The organism is Cohnella hashimotonis (genome assembly GCF_030014955.1).
GTDB classification, from domain to species: Bacteria; Bacillota; Bacilli; order Paenibacillales; family Paenibacillaceae; genus Cohnella; species Cohnella hashimotonis.
Map to the genome: position 1 here is coordinate 7,102,307 of NZ_JAGRPV010000001.1, position 15,213 is coordinate 7,117,519.

Genomic DNA, 15,213 nt, shown 5'->3' on the forward strand with positions numbered 1-15,213 from the left:
CGAATGAAAAAAACCCAACTTCTTAAGAAGTTGGGCTCATTCTGCATAATTATTGTCAAATTACTTGGTCAGATCCTCGACGAACTTCGGCAGCGCGAAGGCTGCGTGATGCAGGCGAGGCGTGTAATACTTCGTGTCGAGCTCCGGCAGCTGGGAAGCGTCGACCTGGAGCGGATCGTGCTTTTTGCTGCCCATCGTGAACGTCCACAGGCCGCTCGGGTACGTCGGGATATTCGCCGTGAACACGCGCACGATCGGGAACACTTCCTTCACGTCGCGGTTTACGCTTTGGATCAGTTCCGCCTTGAACCAAGGGTTGTCCGTCTGGGCGACGAACAGCCCCTCTTCCTTCAGCGACTCGTAGATGCCCTGATAGAAGCCGCGCGTGAACAAATGCGCCGCGGGGCCGACCGGCTCGGTCGTATCCGCCAGGATGACGTCGTACGTGTTTTTATGATCGAGAATATGCTTGAAGCCGTCGTTCACCTGCACGTCGACCCGCGGATCTTCGAGCTTGCCTGCGATCGATGGCAGGTATTGCTTGGAATATTCGATGACTTTGCCGTCGATGTCGACGAGGACCGCCTTTTTCACCTTCGGATGCTTCAGCACTTCGCGGATGACGCCGCCGTCGCCGCCGCCGACGACCAGCACCTGCTCCGGGTTAGGATGCGTGAACAGCGCGGGATGCGCAACCATCTCGTGGTATACGAACTCGTCCTTGACGGTCGTCATAACCATGCCGTCCAGTACCAGCATGTTGCCCCACTCTTCCGTCTCGATCATCGCCAGTTCTTGAAAATCGGTTTGCTCGTGCACGTATGTTTGCTTGATCTTCGCCGTGATGCCGAAGTTTTCGGTTTGCTTTTCGGTGTACCACAATTCCATGGAGGACATGGGATCCCTTCTTTCCTGTCGGATTCGACTAAACAAGTTGTATTATAGGGGATCGTGCGCAAAAAGCAATGCGGATTTGGACGGGTCTGGAATAAGCGAAAGCCGTCTTTTCCATAATAAGGGGTGAGTGTGTTCGGAATGTAACGTTAAACGTCGACCTGTGTCAGACGATTGTCGGATGATGAAAAGAATCGCTCGGCGCAAAGCCCGCATCGTTCGCATACGGCGCAAAGGAGGATTCGAGTTGGATATGCACTCGGAAAGAAGGGCGGCAGGCCGGGAAGCAGGAGGCGCGCCCGTGCGCGCGGAGGCGCCACCGCGCCCGGAACGTCCGGAGCGGGCAGGCGGCGGCAAGAGGCGCAGACTCGGCTGGCGGATGGCGCTCGGCGTCGCCCTGCTGCTGCTCGCGGGCGCCGTCGCCGCAGCCGAGCTGGCACTCCGGTTCGGCAGTCTGCCGATGGCCGAGCTCCCCCAGTCGACCCGCATACTCGACATGAACGGGCAGGTGCTGTCCTCCCTGCAGGGCGGCGTCAACCGGCGGACGGTGGCGCTGCGCGATATCTCGCCCTGGCTGACGAAGGCGACGCTCGCGGTGGAGGATCGCCGGTTTTACTCGCATTCGGGCGTCGATCTGCGCGGACTTGCGAGAGCCGCCTGGGTGGACGCGCGCCATCTGTCCCGCGAACAGGGGGCCAGCACGCTGACGCAGCAGCTCGCCCGCAACCTGTATTTGAGCCACGAGCGCACCTGGACCCGCAAAGCCAAGGAAGCCTGGTACGCGGCGATGCTGGAGCGCAAATACAGCAAGGACAAGATTCTTGAGATGTATCTGAATCAAATCTATTACGGCAACGGCGTTTATGGGGCCGAGGCGGCGGCACAGCTTTACTTCGGCAAGCCGGCCGCCTCGCTTACCTTGGCGGAGAGTTCCCTGCTCGCCGGCATTCCGAAGGGACCGCGTTATTATTCGCCGTATACGCGGCTGCCGCAGGCGCTCCAAAGGCAGCGCATCGTGCTGCAGTCGATGGAGGACAGCGGCGCGATCGATGCGCAGCAGCGGCGACAGGCGCTCGCCGAAAAGATCGTCGTCCGGCCGATGCCGGACAACCGCGGACAGAGCGCCCCGTACTTCACGGATTACGTGCGAAAGCTGGCGGCCAGCAAGCTCGGCATCGAGGAGCGGCTGTTGAACGAGGGCGGCCTGCAAATTTATACGACGCTCGACAGCCGGATGCAGCGCGAGGCGGAAGCGGCCGTCGAGAAGCAGATGCCCAAGAACAGCCAGCTGCAGGCCGCCCTCGTCTCGATCGATCCCGCGACGGGGTACATCAAGGCGATGGTCGGCGGCCGTCATTACGTGGACAATCCGTACAACCGCGTTTTCGCGGCCACGCGCCAGCCGGGCTCCTCGTTCAAGGCGGTCGTCTATGCGGCCGCGCTCGAGAGCCGTGCCGTCACCGCCGCGACGACCTTCCGCAGCGAGCCGACCGTCTTCTATTACGACGACTACCGCAAAGTGTACCGGCCGAGCAACTACAACGACCGCTACTTCGGCGCAGACATCGGGCTGCGGCAGGCCATCGGCACGTCGGACAATATTTTTGCGGTTCAGACGCTCATGAAGACCGGTCCCGACACCGTCATCGCGATGGCGCGCAAGCTCGGGATCGCCGCTAAGATGGACGCCGTGCCGTCCCTCGCGCTCGGGACGTTTCCGGTGAGCCCGTACGAGATGGCCTCGGCTTATGCCGTGTTCGCCGCCGGCGGCGTGAAGCGGGAGACCACGGCGATCCTGCGCATCGCCGACAGCGCCGGGCACACCTTGTACGAAGCGAGCCCGAAGTCGGAGCAGGTCGTGTCCCCCGCGCTATCTTACGTGCTGACCGATCTGCTGGGCAGCGTGTTCGAGCCCGGCGGCACCGCACGGCGCGTCGCCCATCTGCTGCACCGGCCGACGGCCGGCAAGTCGGGCACGACGAGCTCGGACGCCTGGTTCGTCGGCTACACGCCGGACCTGGTCACGTCCGTCTGGGTCGGCTACGACAAAGGACGGGCCATCACCTCCAGCGAAGCGCACCGGGCAGCCCCTATCTTCGCGGAGTTTACGGAGGCCGCGCTGGCCGGCGTGGAGCCGCACGCATTTGCGATGCCGGAGGGCGTCGTCTCGACGGACATCGATCCCGCATCGGGGCTGCTCGCGTCCGTCGCTTGCCCGGCGCGCGTGCATGCGGCGTTTCTGGCCGGCACGGAGCCGACCGGCATCTGCGGACAGGATCCCGAGGCAAAGAACAAGGACGGCGGCGGACCGAAGTCGCTGTGGCGCAAAATACGCGGTTGGTGGAAGAGCTGACGCGTTAAGACGCGTGCACATCGCTATTTCGCGCATGGGGCGACCATTTCGGCACATAAGACGCTGCCACATCGTTATTTCGCGCATGGGGCGACCATTTGGGTAGGAGGCTTAACCAAAAAGACTGCCTACGCTCGCGCGGGAAATCCCCGGCGAACAGGCAGTCTTTTTTATGCCGCACAACGACGCTTAAGCCAACTGGTCCTTCAGCTCCTCGGGGGAGCGGTCCCACCACTCGTAGTTGTGCGATTGCAGCAGCCGGCGGAGCGCCGCCTTGTCTTCATCGCCCAGCTCCTCGAGCAGGAACTTGCGCTTGAGCGCGCGGTCCATCCGGTTCACGTGCTCGGCCAGCAGCTTCCAGCCGCGGCGCGCTTCGGTATCGATCAGCATCTCGCACGCCGAAGCGCCGCCGTAGAAGCTGCCCCGCTCGTCGCGGTCGACGGCCACCCATACGATCCACACCTGGCGGCCGTTCGGGACGTTCTCCTTTTCCGGCGAGAACTTGATGCCCTTCTCTACCTTGCTCTTCGCATGCATCGCGCCTACATCGATATAGGCCTCGCCGCCGTCGATGATGACGGGCGATACCTGGCTGAGGTCGATGGCCCCGGCGCCAAAGCCTTTATGTTCTTTACTGCTCACTACATTCAGCGCCAGCTTCTTTTTTTCCGGCTTGGGCTGCTGCTCGTTCGCATTCGTATCCACGACTCATCCTCCATCCTCTTCGCTAACCCCTATTTTATCGAAAAGCGGCATAAAAAGCATCACGCGGCGCCGCTGCCTCCGGAACCGCCTTGTGGAAGGAGCGCGTTAGTTGCGGTTGGTCTTGATGAGAGGCAGGAGGCGGAACAAACCACGCCGCACGAAAAAAACCGCCCGCCGCATCTTCCGCGGCAAGCGGCTTCCATATTTTAAATATCGTCGTCCGGCGTCGTCGGTCCTTCGGATGCGAGCAAGTCCTTCTGCGCGACCTGCTTGCCGCTCGCGTCCGCGAGCGTCTCGAGTTCGGGCACGAATGCGCCGTATCGATACGTATAAGCGGTTCTCAGCCAGCCGATCGCCGAACGCTCACCGTCCGATTTCACTGCCGAAACGCGCTGCGCCGCAACGATTTTCCCAGGGGAAATCACATAAGAAGTCACCGGGTCCACAGTCGCTCCCTTGGCGGGAACGCCAGGGATGACGCCGCTCAGCCCGCTCGCCGGATCGGTCAGCTTGACGCCTCCGCCTGCGATCCCCTTCAACTCATAGCGCTGCGCCAGGTCTGCGATCGTAAAAGCCGGGTCCGTCACATCGAACAATAATCTGAAGCCATCCGCGCCGTCGTAGATGCTAAGCCCCGTTCCCGCCTCGACCTTTGCCGCCTTGCGGTAGATGAGCAGCTCCGGCACGCCGTCGCCGGTCACATCCTCGAACTTGACCTCGGGCTTCTTTAAATAATCGATCTCGGCCGCTTGCATGAAGGCGAAGCGGAGCGCGCCGTCCGTCAATACGCGCCACCTGACCGGACTTCCCGCTTCGTCGAGATCGGCCTCGACATCGATCCCTTCCCGAAGATTCAGCGCCTCGGCCAACTCGGGATCGCGATTCGTATATACGATTTCCGTGCGCGCGATCGGCAGCGTTCCGCCGTCGGACGCACGACCGGCCAAGGGAGGCCCGGCAAGAGCTATGGATGGGATTCCCGCGAACGCGGCGGCAGCCGTGCCTGCCGCGATCAAGCGGAGCGTGCGATGAATGGGGTTCATGACCATCCCTCCTTCTAATATAGTTGTACCCATTCTATGTGGAGAGGCAACCCGATAGACCGGCTTGTCCTCTCGATACGCAGCCTTACGCTTGCCGGAGCGTGCGAATTTCAATTGTTTGGGACAAAGATATAATCTGCGGACAACCCACATATACATCTGCTAGATGCTTGTCAACGGGAGGGTTACCGCATGCCCCAACGCCCCATTTATCGTATCGCCGCGCTCGCCGTCTCCGCCGCCGTGCTGCTGAGCTCGGCCAGCTTCGGATTCGATGCCGCCTGGCAATCTCAGTTCACCCTGCCCGCCTATGCCGCACAGGACCCGCTCACGGCTACCTCCCGGGATCCCGGCGCGTCGGCCGGAGCCCCTGACGTCAATGCGGCTGCCGATGATGCCGGAACGCCTGCCGACGCACACGCTTCCGACGCTCCCGGCACTTCCGACGTTTCCGGTGCTTCCGACGCTCCCGGCGCTTCGGACGTTTCCGGCGAGCAGCACAACGCGGCAGCGGCGCCGCAAGCTCCGTCGTCTCCGATTCCGGCGCCCCAGCCGTCCGTCGCGCTCAGCAACCGGATCGTCGACTACGACATCTCGGTCAAGCTCCTGGACGGCGGTCGATTGGAAGGCTCCGAGACGTTGACTTGGAAAAATCCCGGACGCAAGCCCGTGACGGATCTTTACCTGCATTTGTATCCGAACGCATTTTCGCCAGGCAGTACGTTCCTGAAGGAGTCGAACGGCCAGCTTCGCGGCGTGAAGATGACGCCGGGCAAGGACGGCGCCATGGAACTGAGCGAGCTGACGACCGAGGACGGCGAGACGCTGCTGCCGCGCCTTCGCTACGTCCAGCCGGACGACGGCAACGCGCAGGACCGGACGCTAGCCTCCTTCCGCCTGCCGAAGGCCGTCGCGCCGGGGCAGACCGTCACCGTCCGCATGAAGTTCACCGTCGAGCTGCCGCAGGTATTCGCCCGCATGGGACAGGCGGGGGACTTCGTCATGGCGGGCCAATGGTTCCCGAAGGTCGCCGCCTACGAGACGACAGGCGTGCGCGGACGCACCGCGGAGGGCTGGAACCTCCATCAATACCACGGCAACTCGGAATTCTACTCGGACTTCGGCGTATACGGCGTCAAGATCGACGTGCCCGAGGACCGAACCGTGGCGGCGACCGGCTTTCAATACAAGCAGCCCGTCGTTAAGGACGGACGCAAAACGTATCAATTTTACGCGGAAGACGTTCACGATTTCTCCTGGTCCGCCTCTCCCGACTTTGTGACCGCGGAGGATTCCTTCTCCTCGGCCGGCGTACCCGGCGTGCGGATCAAGCTGTACCTGGACCCGCTGCACGCCAAGCAGGAGGAGCGCTACATGCATGCGGCCAAATCCGCGCTGGCCAAGCTCGGCGAATGGTACGGCGACTATCCGTACACGACGCTCTCCATCGTCGTCCCGCCTGCCGATGCGGAAGGCGCGGGCGGCATGGAATACCCGACGCTCGTCACCGGCGCGGCGGCGAAGGACGACAATCCGGGCTACGAGCTCGAACGTACGCTTGTGCACGAGATCGCGCATCAATATTGGTATGGCATCGTGGCTTCCAATGAATTCGAGGAAGCCTGGCTGGACGAAGCCTTCACCTCCTACACCGAGGATAAGCTGATGGCCGCCATTTATGGCGTCTCGGCCCGCACGCCGATCGAGTCCCTCTACATGACGAACCCGATGCCGCTCAAGCTCGACGCATGGGATTACGGCGGGTCGGATGCCTATGCGGAAAACGTATATATGCGCGGCAAACTCGTGCTCAAGGCGATCGAGGCCAAGACCGGGGAAAAAACGATGTCGAAAATCATGCGGACTTATTTTCAAAAATACCGCTTTAAGCATCCCGACAGCCAAAGCTTCCAGCGGGTGGTCGAGGCCGTTACCAAGGATGACTGGAAGGACTTCTTCCACGCTTATGTGTACCGGGGTGAGTCGGCCGACTTCGCGGTTGCCTCCATCCGCACGGAGCCGGACGGCGAGGGCGGCTATCAGTCCATCGTCCTGCTCACCAGGACCCAGGGCAGCCCGCAGGCGGCGACGGTGCAGTTCGGCTTCAAAGACGGCAAAACCGTCCGCAAGACGTGGGACGGCATTCAGAGCCACATCCAGATCCGGCTGCAGTCGGCGTCGCCGCTGTCTTACGTGGCGGTCGATCCGATGCTCGATATCGTGCTCGATCACAGCCGTTACGACAACTATCTGAAGGCCGAGGCGCCAGCGCGCAAGCGGACCAAGCTTGACGTAACGCTGGGACAGCTGATCGACGCGATCGTCGGCAGCATGGCCTGGTGAAGGAGGAGGAAGCGACATGAACGACGCGATCCGAAAAGGCTGGGAGACGACCAAGCGGCACAAATACGTGCTCGTCGCCTTGTTCCTTTACCGCCTGCTGTGGGGATTTTTCCTCTACCGGTTCATCGACTCGGTCGTGGCGCCGATTCTGACCCGGTATCCGGACGAACATCCGCTCGGCGCGGCAGCCAAGCAGCTTTTTGCGATCGAGGCCCAGTTCCGTCTGCTCAAGACGGATCTCGCCGATCATACGCTGATCCTGCTGGGCTGCATGCTCCTCCTTCGCATGCTGATCACGCCCGTGCTGAACGCGGGACTTTATTACTCCTTCGCCCATGCGGAGGAGCAGGACGGCACCCAAGTGCTCAAGGGCATCCGGCGTGCATGGAAAAAAGTGTCGCTGCTCTACGGCGCCGAGAAGCTGATCGCCTTGGCGCCTGCGATCTGGCTGATTCCGTTCGGCCGGAGCGCCTACATGGAAATGCCCAATGCCGCGTCCTGGCTTGGACAGATGCTTCCTTACGCCGCGGGCTGGGCGCTCTGGATGCTGGCGGTGCACCTCCCCTTTTTGTTCATGCAGTTCAGCGCCGCCGCCGGGATCAGCCCCTGGCAGGGTGCGCTTCGCTCGATTAGCCGCCTGCTCCCCCTGCTCGGCGTGACGCTCCTGCTGCCGCTGCTCTCCCTCCTCGGTTCAGCCGCCGTATCCGGCGCCACGCTGATCTGGACCGGCTTGCTCGCGATCGCGCTTAACCAGGCCTTCCACTTCGTCCGGTCCATGATCTCGCTCTGGACGGCGGCTTGCCAGCATCGCTTGTGGCAGCGCGAAGAAGCTTGAAACAACGCTTAGAAACAGGAAGAGACGGCGCGCCGTTCATCGGATGATGAACGGCGCGCCGTCTCTTTTTTTTTCGCAGGCTATTAATATCGGTCGAGAGGGCGGCATAGACTACGATCATACTCTTGCGACTGCAGCCGTGTCGAAGACTTGCGCCCTCTTAATCTTTCTCATTTATTCATAGGCTTGGCCGCTCGACGGCGTACAGCCCCAATCCCTTGCCACGCTTGGGTTTTGAGACGTCGCCAGCATATTCCTTTTTGTTTGGGACATTAAGGAATTCTAATCTTGAAGGAGCAGGAGTTGGGGCCTAAAAATCGAATTTCTAAAGCTAAGGTGCGAAAACTGCCGAATTCCCGCGCACTGGGAAACGGGGGAACCAGTCTTTACCGGGTGAATTGGCTTTGCCTCGCGCAGAAGCCATAGGGAACCTTCAACCGAACCCTCCAGCTAACCTCGTAGGCACTTGGAAGGAGCTTCTTGTTTTGCGCAAAGTTACAGTCCTCTTACTTGCTTTAACCTGCCTCCTGGCTTTCCAGATGGGCAGCGCATCCGCAGCTTCCAAGCTCGACTCGACCGTCTCCAAGCTGATCGGCATCGATTACGATTACGGCGGCACGACGACCAGCGGCTTCGATTGCTCCGGATTCACGGCTTATGTATTCAAGAAGTTCGACGTCAAGCTGCCTCACTCGTCCAAGGGTCAATACGCCATGGGCGACAAGGTTGCTCGCGACGATCTTCGTCCGGGAGACCTCGTATTCTTTAATACGAGCGGCGAAGGCGTGTCCCACGTAGGCATCTATGTCGGCGACAACAAGTTTGCGCACTCGGCTTCCAAGGGTGTCACGATCTCGGATCTGGATGAAAAGTATTACGCGAAGCGCTATATCGGCGCCCGCCGCGTAATGGACTCCGACACTTACACGTCCGTGGCGATCGACCACGTGTAAACTCGGTTGAAGTGGAATGGCTTAGGCAAAGACCCGCCCCTAAAGCGGGTCTTTGCTGCTGCTTGGAGTGAATGGAGAGGTTACTTAGGTTGTACCCTTACGGCTAAGATTTCGAAACAGGTTCAGCCTAAAAAGATGACGAAAAAACGGGATTCGGCGCTGCGTGCCGGATCCCGTTTTTTCGTCATCTTTTCCAGGGAAACTCTGCGCCGAGGCGATCGGCTTCCTCCGGCTTCACCCGGCCGCCGTAGCGGGCTCTGCCGTACAGCTCGCCGAGCGGGCGTGACATCCTCGCCAGCCACCCTCGGGACGCGGTCTCCGAAGCGCGAGACTGCGGAGCTTGATTTAATTCGCGCCACTTTTCGATGGCGCCGATCGTCTCCGACGGCGTGAGCGATTCCCGGTGAACGTATCCTTCCCTGACCGCATCGGCGAGCAGCGCGGCATACAGGCTTCTGACCCGGTCTTCCGCGGACATCTCCGCCCAGTCCTCGCGCCGGAGCGAACGCCTCGGCTTTGCCCTGTTTCGCGAGAATAGTCTGCTCAGCAGCTTCTCCCCCTGAAGCAAGCTCTCGCGCTCTTCGGTGTAGCCGAGATCCGTCTCGGCCGCGCGCCGCCCCGCAAGCAGCCTGCCGTACCACGACTTCATACGATCCGCTATGCGCCGCCACCAGACTGCATTGAGCAAATATCGTCGCGCCAGGCGATATACGACGGCAAGCGCCAGCAGGGCGAGTACGACATAAAGCGCATACTCGAGCCATACCCACAGCCGGCCCGAGCCTCCCTCTTGCTGCGGGAATGCCGGCGGCTGCACGGACGGCTCCGGCTGTGGCGTCTGCTCGGGGGCAGGCTCGCCCGCAGGGACGAGCGAGAGCAGCCAGCGTATGAGCCGAAGGACCTGCGGCCAGATCGGAAGTCCCGCGAACGGGAGAAAGACGAGCGCGACGACGACGCCCCACAGCGCGAGATATCGCTTGCCGGCCGCGGCGAGCCGTCTCGTGACGAGGCCGGCGTGAAGACCGGCTTCGGCGAGCGACTTCGCCTGCTGATCGTACAGCGCGGCCGCCAGCCAGACGATGCCCGCGGCGAGCAGAAGCGGCTTCGCGCCGTCCGCAATGCCGAGCGGCGATGCCGCGGCGAGGACAATCGCGTGGAGGCCGACCGCGACGAAGCAGCGCACGCTGCGCGTCCAGTCGAAGCGGGCGATCCAAGACAAGACGCCGAGCGGCAGCACGAGCCAGAGCAGCCGCCAGTCTGCTGCGCTCGCAGCGGCGATAAATGCCGCGATGAGCGCTAAGTGGACGAGCGACGCCGGCAGCTTGCCGCGCAGCACAGAGGGCAGTGCTCGTCCGACCGCGGCGCTTAGCCAAGCGAGGGCGAGCCAGCCGACCGTCGGGAAAGCGAGACCGGCTTGCTCGTGGAGGATCAGAAGGAGCGGGTAGACGGCCAGCGCGTCAGCCAGACTTCGGAGCGAGAGCTTCATGGCGTCCCTCCTGCGGCTTGACTTGATGTTTGCCTTTCCTTATAAAGCAGCATGACCTCTACCCGGTTGCCCGCCTGTCGCAGCTGCCGCACCGCCTGCTCCTGCTTGGGCGTCAGGAAGGCGGTGACGAGCATCAGATTCGCCCCGCGCATCCGTTCCTGGATCAACTGGCCGAGCAGATAGCCGAGCTCCAGCCGGACGACGGGCTCGAAGCCGGTCGTCGCTTCGAGTATTGCGTACAATTGGCTGCGGCCTCGAGCAGGCTCGATTCGCAGGGGGACCGACTCGTCGCCCCGTACGCGGCCGTTGAAGATCAGACCCGCCCTGCCCCCGCCATCGAGCGTCTGCTTGGCGACGGATGCCGCGATGCTGACCGCCTCCTCGAACTGCTCGCTCGGGAGCCGCCTGTTCGTCGAAGCGTCGGCGAGCTCGGCGTTGAGCAGCACGGTGACGTCCCCGCCGACCATCGTCTCCCTGCGATTGACGAGCAATTCGCCGGATTTGGCGGTGGCGTTCCAGTTCACCTGCTTCATGGCGTCGCCGCCGCGGTAGGCTCTCACGCCCGCCGTATGGTAGTGATCCTCGCGGAAGGCGTCCGGCGAGCTAAGCGCGCTCTGCATCCATTCGCGGGCCGCGCGAGGCAGCTCCCTGGCGCCGAGCAGCCTCGGGTATACGGCGACCGCACAGTCCGACTCGACTTGCAGCGCGCCGCTCGTCATGCCCAAGAGATCCCCGTGCGTAATCGTCAGCGTCTGAATCCGGTACCGTCCCCGCTGCAGGCAGGTCACCTCATGACGACGAACGAGCTTCGTGTAAGGGCCCAGCGTGAACAAGCTCGCATGGTTTTGCAGCGTCTGCCCGACGCTCACCGCAAGATCCGACGCCTCCTTGCCGAATCTTAGCGCGGCAGGCATCTGCGTCTCCGCCCGCAGCCACGGGAGCGGCAGCCATTTGGCATTGACCAGCCGCTCTTCCATCCAGATCTTGTCTCCCGCAAACGCCCGAGCAACGCTGAACTTTCGTTCGTACCGGATCTTGCGCAGCCCGAGCCAGCTGAACAGCATCCGCTGCACCATGGCGAGGACGGCAGCGACGACAAGCAATTTGATGATCGGCATGTCCTAGGCGTATACCGCGTCCTGCTCGGCAGGAACCGCAATTTTGTTCAAGAGCTCGTGCACGATCGTTTCGGCGCGGCCGCCTCCCGCCAGCGGATCGTGAAGGACCAGCCGATGGGCGAGCACGGGAACGGCCAGCGCCTTGACATCCTCGGGGAGCACGAAGTCGCGCCCGCGGAGCAGCGCCCTTGCCTGTGCGGCCCGCATGAACTGAAGGCTTGCGCGCGGGCTCGCGCCGACGGCCGTGTCTTCGCTGTCCCGCGTAGCGGAGACGATCGCGAGCATATATTGCAGCACGTCATCGTGGCAGCGTACATTTTGCAGCGCGCCCTGCAGTTGCAGGACTTCTTCCAGCGCGAGGACCGGCTGTGCGGTGGCCAGAGGGTCGCCGCTCATGAACCGGCGCAAAATCTCTGCTTCCTCCCCTGCGGCGGGATAGCCCATCGGAATCCGCAGCATGAAGCGGTCGAGCTGCGCCTCGGGGAGCGGGAACGTACCATGGCTCTCAACCGGATTTTGCGTGGCGATGACCAGAAAGGGACGCTCGAGCGGATAGGTCTCGCCATCGATCGTCACCTGGCGCTCCTCCATGCTCTCGAGCAGGCTCGACTGCGTGCGCGGCGTCGCCCGGTTCAACTCGTCGGCCAGGAGAACGTTCGTGAAGACCGGGCCTTTTCTTAGCTCGAAGACACCTGCCCGCTGGTTGTAAAAGTTGATGCCCGACACGTCCGACGGCAGCAGGTCCGCCGTGAACTGGATGCGTTTGAATGCGCACCCGAGCGACCGGGCGAGCGACTTGGCGAGCAGCGTCTTGCCGGTGCCGGGCACGTCCTCCAGAATGATATGCCCCGAAGCGAGCAACGCAATCAGCGCATACTCCGCCGCATCCGGCTTCCCGACGACGATCGCCGCGATCTGATCCAAAACGCGGCGCGTCTTGTTCCGTACGTCTTCCAGATGAACCATGGATTAGAGCCTCCTCTGCCTCAAGCGCTTTCAACTACTGCTTCCTTTCATATTACAGAGGCGCGGGCGGAATCACAAACGACCGCGAAGCGGGGATGCCAGTATGAAAAGTAACATCGTGCGGCTGTACGCCGCTCAAGACTACGCTGCAGCGGCGGCAGACTGCGGCAAGCGAGAAAGCACGGTTACAAGGAATCGTTACTTGAAAAAAGGGATATCGCCATTGCCGGTAGCCCCAATTAGCGCATCGGCATAGAGTTGCACGGTCTTTTCCGTGCAACTCCGCTCCGGGCGGTGGTTTCTGCGGGAGATAAACGGTTTTTCCGCGTAAGTCAGCTTCCAGCCGGCGTTTCTGCGGGAGTTGCACGGTTTTTCCGCGTAAGTCAGCTCCCAGCCGGCGTTTCTGCGGGAGTTACACGGTTTTTCCGCGTAAGTCCGCTCCCAGCCGGCATTTCTGCGGGAGTTGCGCGGTTTTTCCGCGTAAGTCAGCTCCCAGCCGGCGTTTCTGCGGGACTTACGCGGATTTTCCGTGTAAGTCAGCTCCCAGCCGGCGTTTCTGCAGGAGTTACGCGGTTTTTTTCTGAATTTTTCATGCAGCAGCTTTGGACGCAACAACGAGGCAGCGCGGCGCAAAAGCACCAAAAAGGCCCCCTCCCTTATTAAGGGAAGAGGGCCTTCGACAGCCGATTGCTACACGACCGCGGCGGTCAAGCGGCCTTCTTCGCGAACTGCAGCCGACTGGCCCGCTGCCGACGCCCGGCCGATGCCTTCGGCCAATCCGTATGGCAGGCAGAGCGGCGCGCCTGTTCGCGGATCCGGGATCACGTCGGCATCGATGCCGAACACGTCACGCAGCATATCCGGCGTCATGACGACCTCCGGATGCCCTTCGTAGAGTACCGTGCCGCGCTTCAATGCGACGAGATGCTGAGAGAAGCGGGCGGCATGGTTGAGATCGTGGACGACCATAATAATGGTGCGCTTTTGCTCGCGGTTGAGCTTTTCAAGGAGGTTCATGACCTCGATCTGATGCGCCATGTCCAGGAACGTCGTCGGCTCGTCGAGCAGCAGCACCTCGGTGCCCTGCGCGAGCGCCATGGCGATCCATGCGCGCTGACGCTGACCGCCGGAGAGCTGGTCGACGGCCCGGTCGTGGAATTCGCTCATGCCCGTCGCCTGCAGCGCCCAGTCGATCATCCGGTTGTCCTCGGCGGACAATGTGCCGAAGCCTCGCTGGTGCGGGTAGCGTCCGAACGAGATCAGCTCCCGTACCGTCAGCCCCTCCGGAGACGTCGGGTTCTGCGGCAGAATCGCAAGCTGCTTCGCCACTTCCTTGGTCGGCTGGCGGTGAATCTGCTTGCCGTCCAGGAACACGCCTCCGCTCTGCGGATTCAGGATGCGCGCGAGCGACTTGAGGATCGTGGACTTGCCGGATCCATTCGCGCCTACCAGAGAAGTGATCTTGCCGTCGGGCACGGACAGATTCAGATTCTCCACAATACGCCGGCTGCCATAGGCAAGAGACAGCTGATTCGTGCTTAACCGCGACATATCTTCACTCCTCCGGCGAACGGAATTCGCCTTTATGTTAGGTCTGTGATAATCGTTATCATTATCAATTCATAATAAGAATGATAATGGTTCTCAACTTGTAAGTCAACGATTTACCAAATTTGTTTTTGAATTTTTTAATTGAAGCAGCTCGGATACCGTCACGAACCGGTACCCCTCTTCCGTCAGCTTAGGCAAGATCACACGAAGCGCGTCGATCGTCTGGGTCTTTCCGCTTACATAGTCGTGCAGCAGGACGATGTCCCCGCTCCGCACGTCGCCCAGAATGCCTTTTACGATATGGCTTACGCCCGGACGCGCCCAATCGTCGGTCGGATGATGCCACGACCAGAGCACGGTCATGAGTCCTTGCTCGCGCCCCGCCGAGAGCACCCGCGCATTAAAGAAGCCTTCCGGCGGCCGGAAAAGGACCGGCTCCGTGCCGGCGGCCAGCGTGATGCTTTTCTGGGCCATCGCGATCTCGCTGCGGATTTGCGCGTCCGAGCAATGCAGCAGCATCCGGTGCGTGTATGTATGGTTGGCGACTTCGTGGCCTTCCATCGCTTCACGCTTCACGATACCGGGGTACTGTTCGGCTTTTTTTCCCGTGATAAAAAAGGTAGCGTGCGCCCCGTACTTAGCGAGCAAGTCCAGAATCGCAGGCGTATCAGCCGGATCCGGCCCGTCGTCGAACGTCAGCGCGATGAACTTGCCTTCCAACGGCACCTCCCAGATCGCTTCGCCTCTGGATTCGTAATAAGACCTGCCTTTGAATGCCGGCTTGTAGCCGACGGCTTCCGCCTTCTCCATCGGCTCTGCCGCCAGCGCGACCGGCGTCGCCAACAAAATCGCCGCCGCAACCGTTCCGACCGCCAAACGGCGAATGATGGCCGACGCTTTTCCCTGCCGCATAGATTTGCCCCTTTCTAGCGAAGAAGGAGTCCCGGCGAGCCGGAACTCCGATCC

The 15,213-nt window shown here is 61.6% G+C and carries 13 protein-coding genes and 1 riboswitch; of the genes, 4 read left to right on the forward strand and 9 right to left on the reverse strand.

Features of this window, described 5'->3' with window-relative positions:
* Positions 1-60 precede the first annotated feature (60 nt).
* Entirely contained in the window at positions 61-888 is an 828-nt protein-coding gene (speE, locus tag KB449_RS28300) for a polyamine aminopropyltransferase (protein ID WP_282912925.1), read from the reverse strand.
* Positions 889-1,147: 259 nt separating this feature from the next.
* Between speE and KB449_RS28305 the strand changes: the two genes are divergently transcribed.
* Positions 1,148-3,247: a transglycosylase domain-containing protein gene (locus KB449_RS28305; protein ID WP_282912926.1), complete on the forward strand. Its 2,100-nt coding sequence runs from the start codon at positions 1,148-1,150 to the stop codon at positions 3,245-3,247.
* Between the two features lie 189 nt (positions 3,248-3,436).
* On the opposite strand, the gene KB449_RS28310 is transcribed toward KB449_RS28305, so the two are convergent.
* The gene (locus KB449_RS28310) at positions 3,437-3,952 is read right to left on the reverse strand and encodes a YwhD family protein (RefSeq protein ID WP_282911552.1); all 516 of its coding nucleotides are present in this window, start codon (positions 3,950-3,952) and stop codon (positions 3,437-3,439) included.
* A gap of 206 nt (positions 3,953-4,158) precedes the next feature.
* On the reverse strand, positions 4,159-4,995 hold the full coding sequence (locus tag KB449_RS28315; protein WP_282911553.1) for a hypothetical protein: 837 nt from the start codon (positions 4,993-4,995) through the stop codon (positions 4,159-4,161).
* Positions 4,996-5,187: 192 nt separating this feature from the next.
* Here KB449_RS28315 and KB449_RS28320 point away from each other — a divergent pair, with 192 nt between their 5' ends.
* The 3 genes from KB449_RS28320 to KB449_RS28330 all read left to right on the forward strand — a co-directional run bounded on the left by KB449_RS28320 (position 5,188) and on the right by KB449_RS28330 (position 9,126).
* Positions 5,188-7,338 (forward strand): M1 family metallopeptidase, encoded by a 2,151-nt coding sequence (locus KB449_RS28320; RefSeq protein ID WP_282911554.1) that lies wholly within the window; start codon positions 5,188-5,190, stop codon positions 7,336-7,338.
* Positions 7,339-7,354: 16 nt separating this feature from the next.
* Positions 7,355-8,173, forward strand: coding sequence for a hypothetical protein (locus tag KB449_RS28325; protein ID WP_282911555.1), 819 nt, complete (start codon positions 7,355-7,357; stop codon positions 8,171-8,173).
* Between the two features lie 336 nt (positions 8,174-8,509).
* Positions 8,510-8,653: riboswitch (cyclic di-AMP (ydaO/yuaA leader) on the forward strand.
* Between the two features lie 5 nt (positions 8,654-8,658).
* Positions 8,659-9,126, forward strand: coding sequence for a C40 family peptidase (locus KB449_RS28330; protein WP_282911556.1), 468 nt, complete (start codon positions 8,659-8,661; stop codon positions 9,124-9,126).
* Between the two features lie 184 nt (positions 9,127-9,310).
* Here the strand turns inward: KB449_RS28330 and KB449_RS28335 are convergent, their stop codons facing one another.
* The 6 genes from KB449_RS28335 to KB449_RS28360 all read right to left on the reverse strand — a co-directional run bounded on the left by KB449_RS28335 (position 9,311) and on the right by KB449_RS28360 (position 15,159).
* Entirely contained in the window at positions 9,311-10,612 is a 1,302-nt protein-coding gene (locus KB449_RS28335) for a hypothetical protein (protein ID WP_282911557.1), read from the reverse strand.
* On the reverse strand, positions 10,609-11,730 hold the full coding sequence (locus tag KB449_RS28340) for a DUF58 domain-containing protein (protein ID WP_282911558.1): 1,122 nt from the start codon (positions 11,728-11,730) through the stop codon (positions 10,609-10,611). Before KB449_RS28340 ends, KB449_RS28335 begins: the two co-directional genes overlap by 4 nt.
* A gap of 3 nt (positions 11,731-11,733) precedes the next feature.
* Positions 11,734-12,696: an AAA family ATPase gene (locus KB449_RS28345; RefSeq protein WP_282911559.1), complete on the reverse strand. Its 963-nt coding sequence runs from the start codon at positions 12,694-12,696 to the stop codon at positions 11,734-11,736.
* A gap of 198 nt (positions 12,697-12,894) precedes the next feature.
* Positions 12,895-13,338 (reverse strand): hypothetical protein, encoded by a 444-nt coding sequence (locus KB449_RS28350; protein ID WP_282911560.1) that lies wholly within the window; start codon positions 13,336-13,338, stop codon positions 12,895-12,897.
* A gap of 48 nt (positions 13,339-13,386) precedes the next feature.
* On the reverse strand, positions 13,387-14,247 hold the full coding sequence (locus KB449_RS28355) for an ABC transporter ATP-binding protein (RefSeq protein ID WP_282911561.1): 861 nt from the start codon (positions 14,245-14,247) through the stop codon (positions 13,387-13,389).
* Positions 14,248-14,352: 105 nt separating this feature from the next.
* The gene (locus KB449_RS28360) at positions 14,353-15,159 is read right to left on the reverse strand and encodes a polysaccharide deacetylase family protein (RefSeq protein ID WP_282911562.1); all 807 of its coding nucleotides are present in this window, start codon (positions 15,157-15,159) and stop codon (positions 14,353-14,355) included.
* Between the last annotated feature and the right edge of the window lie 54 nt (positions 15,160-15,213).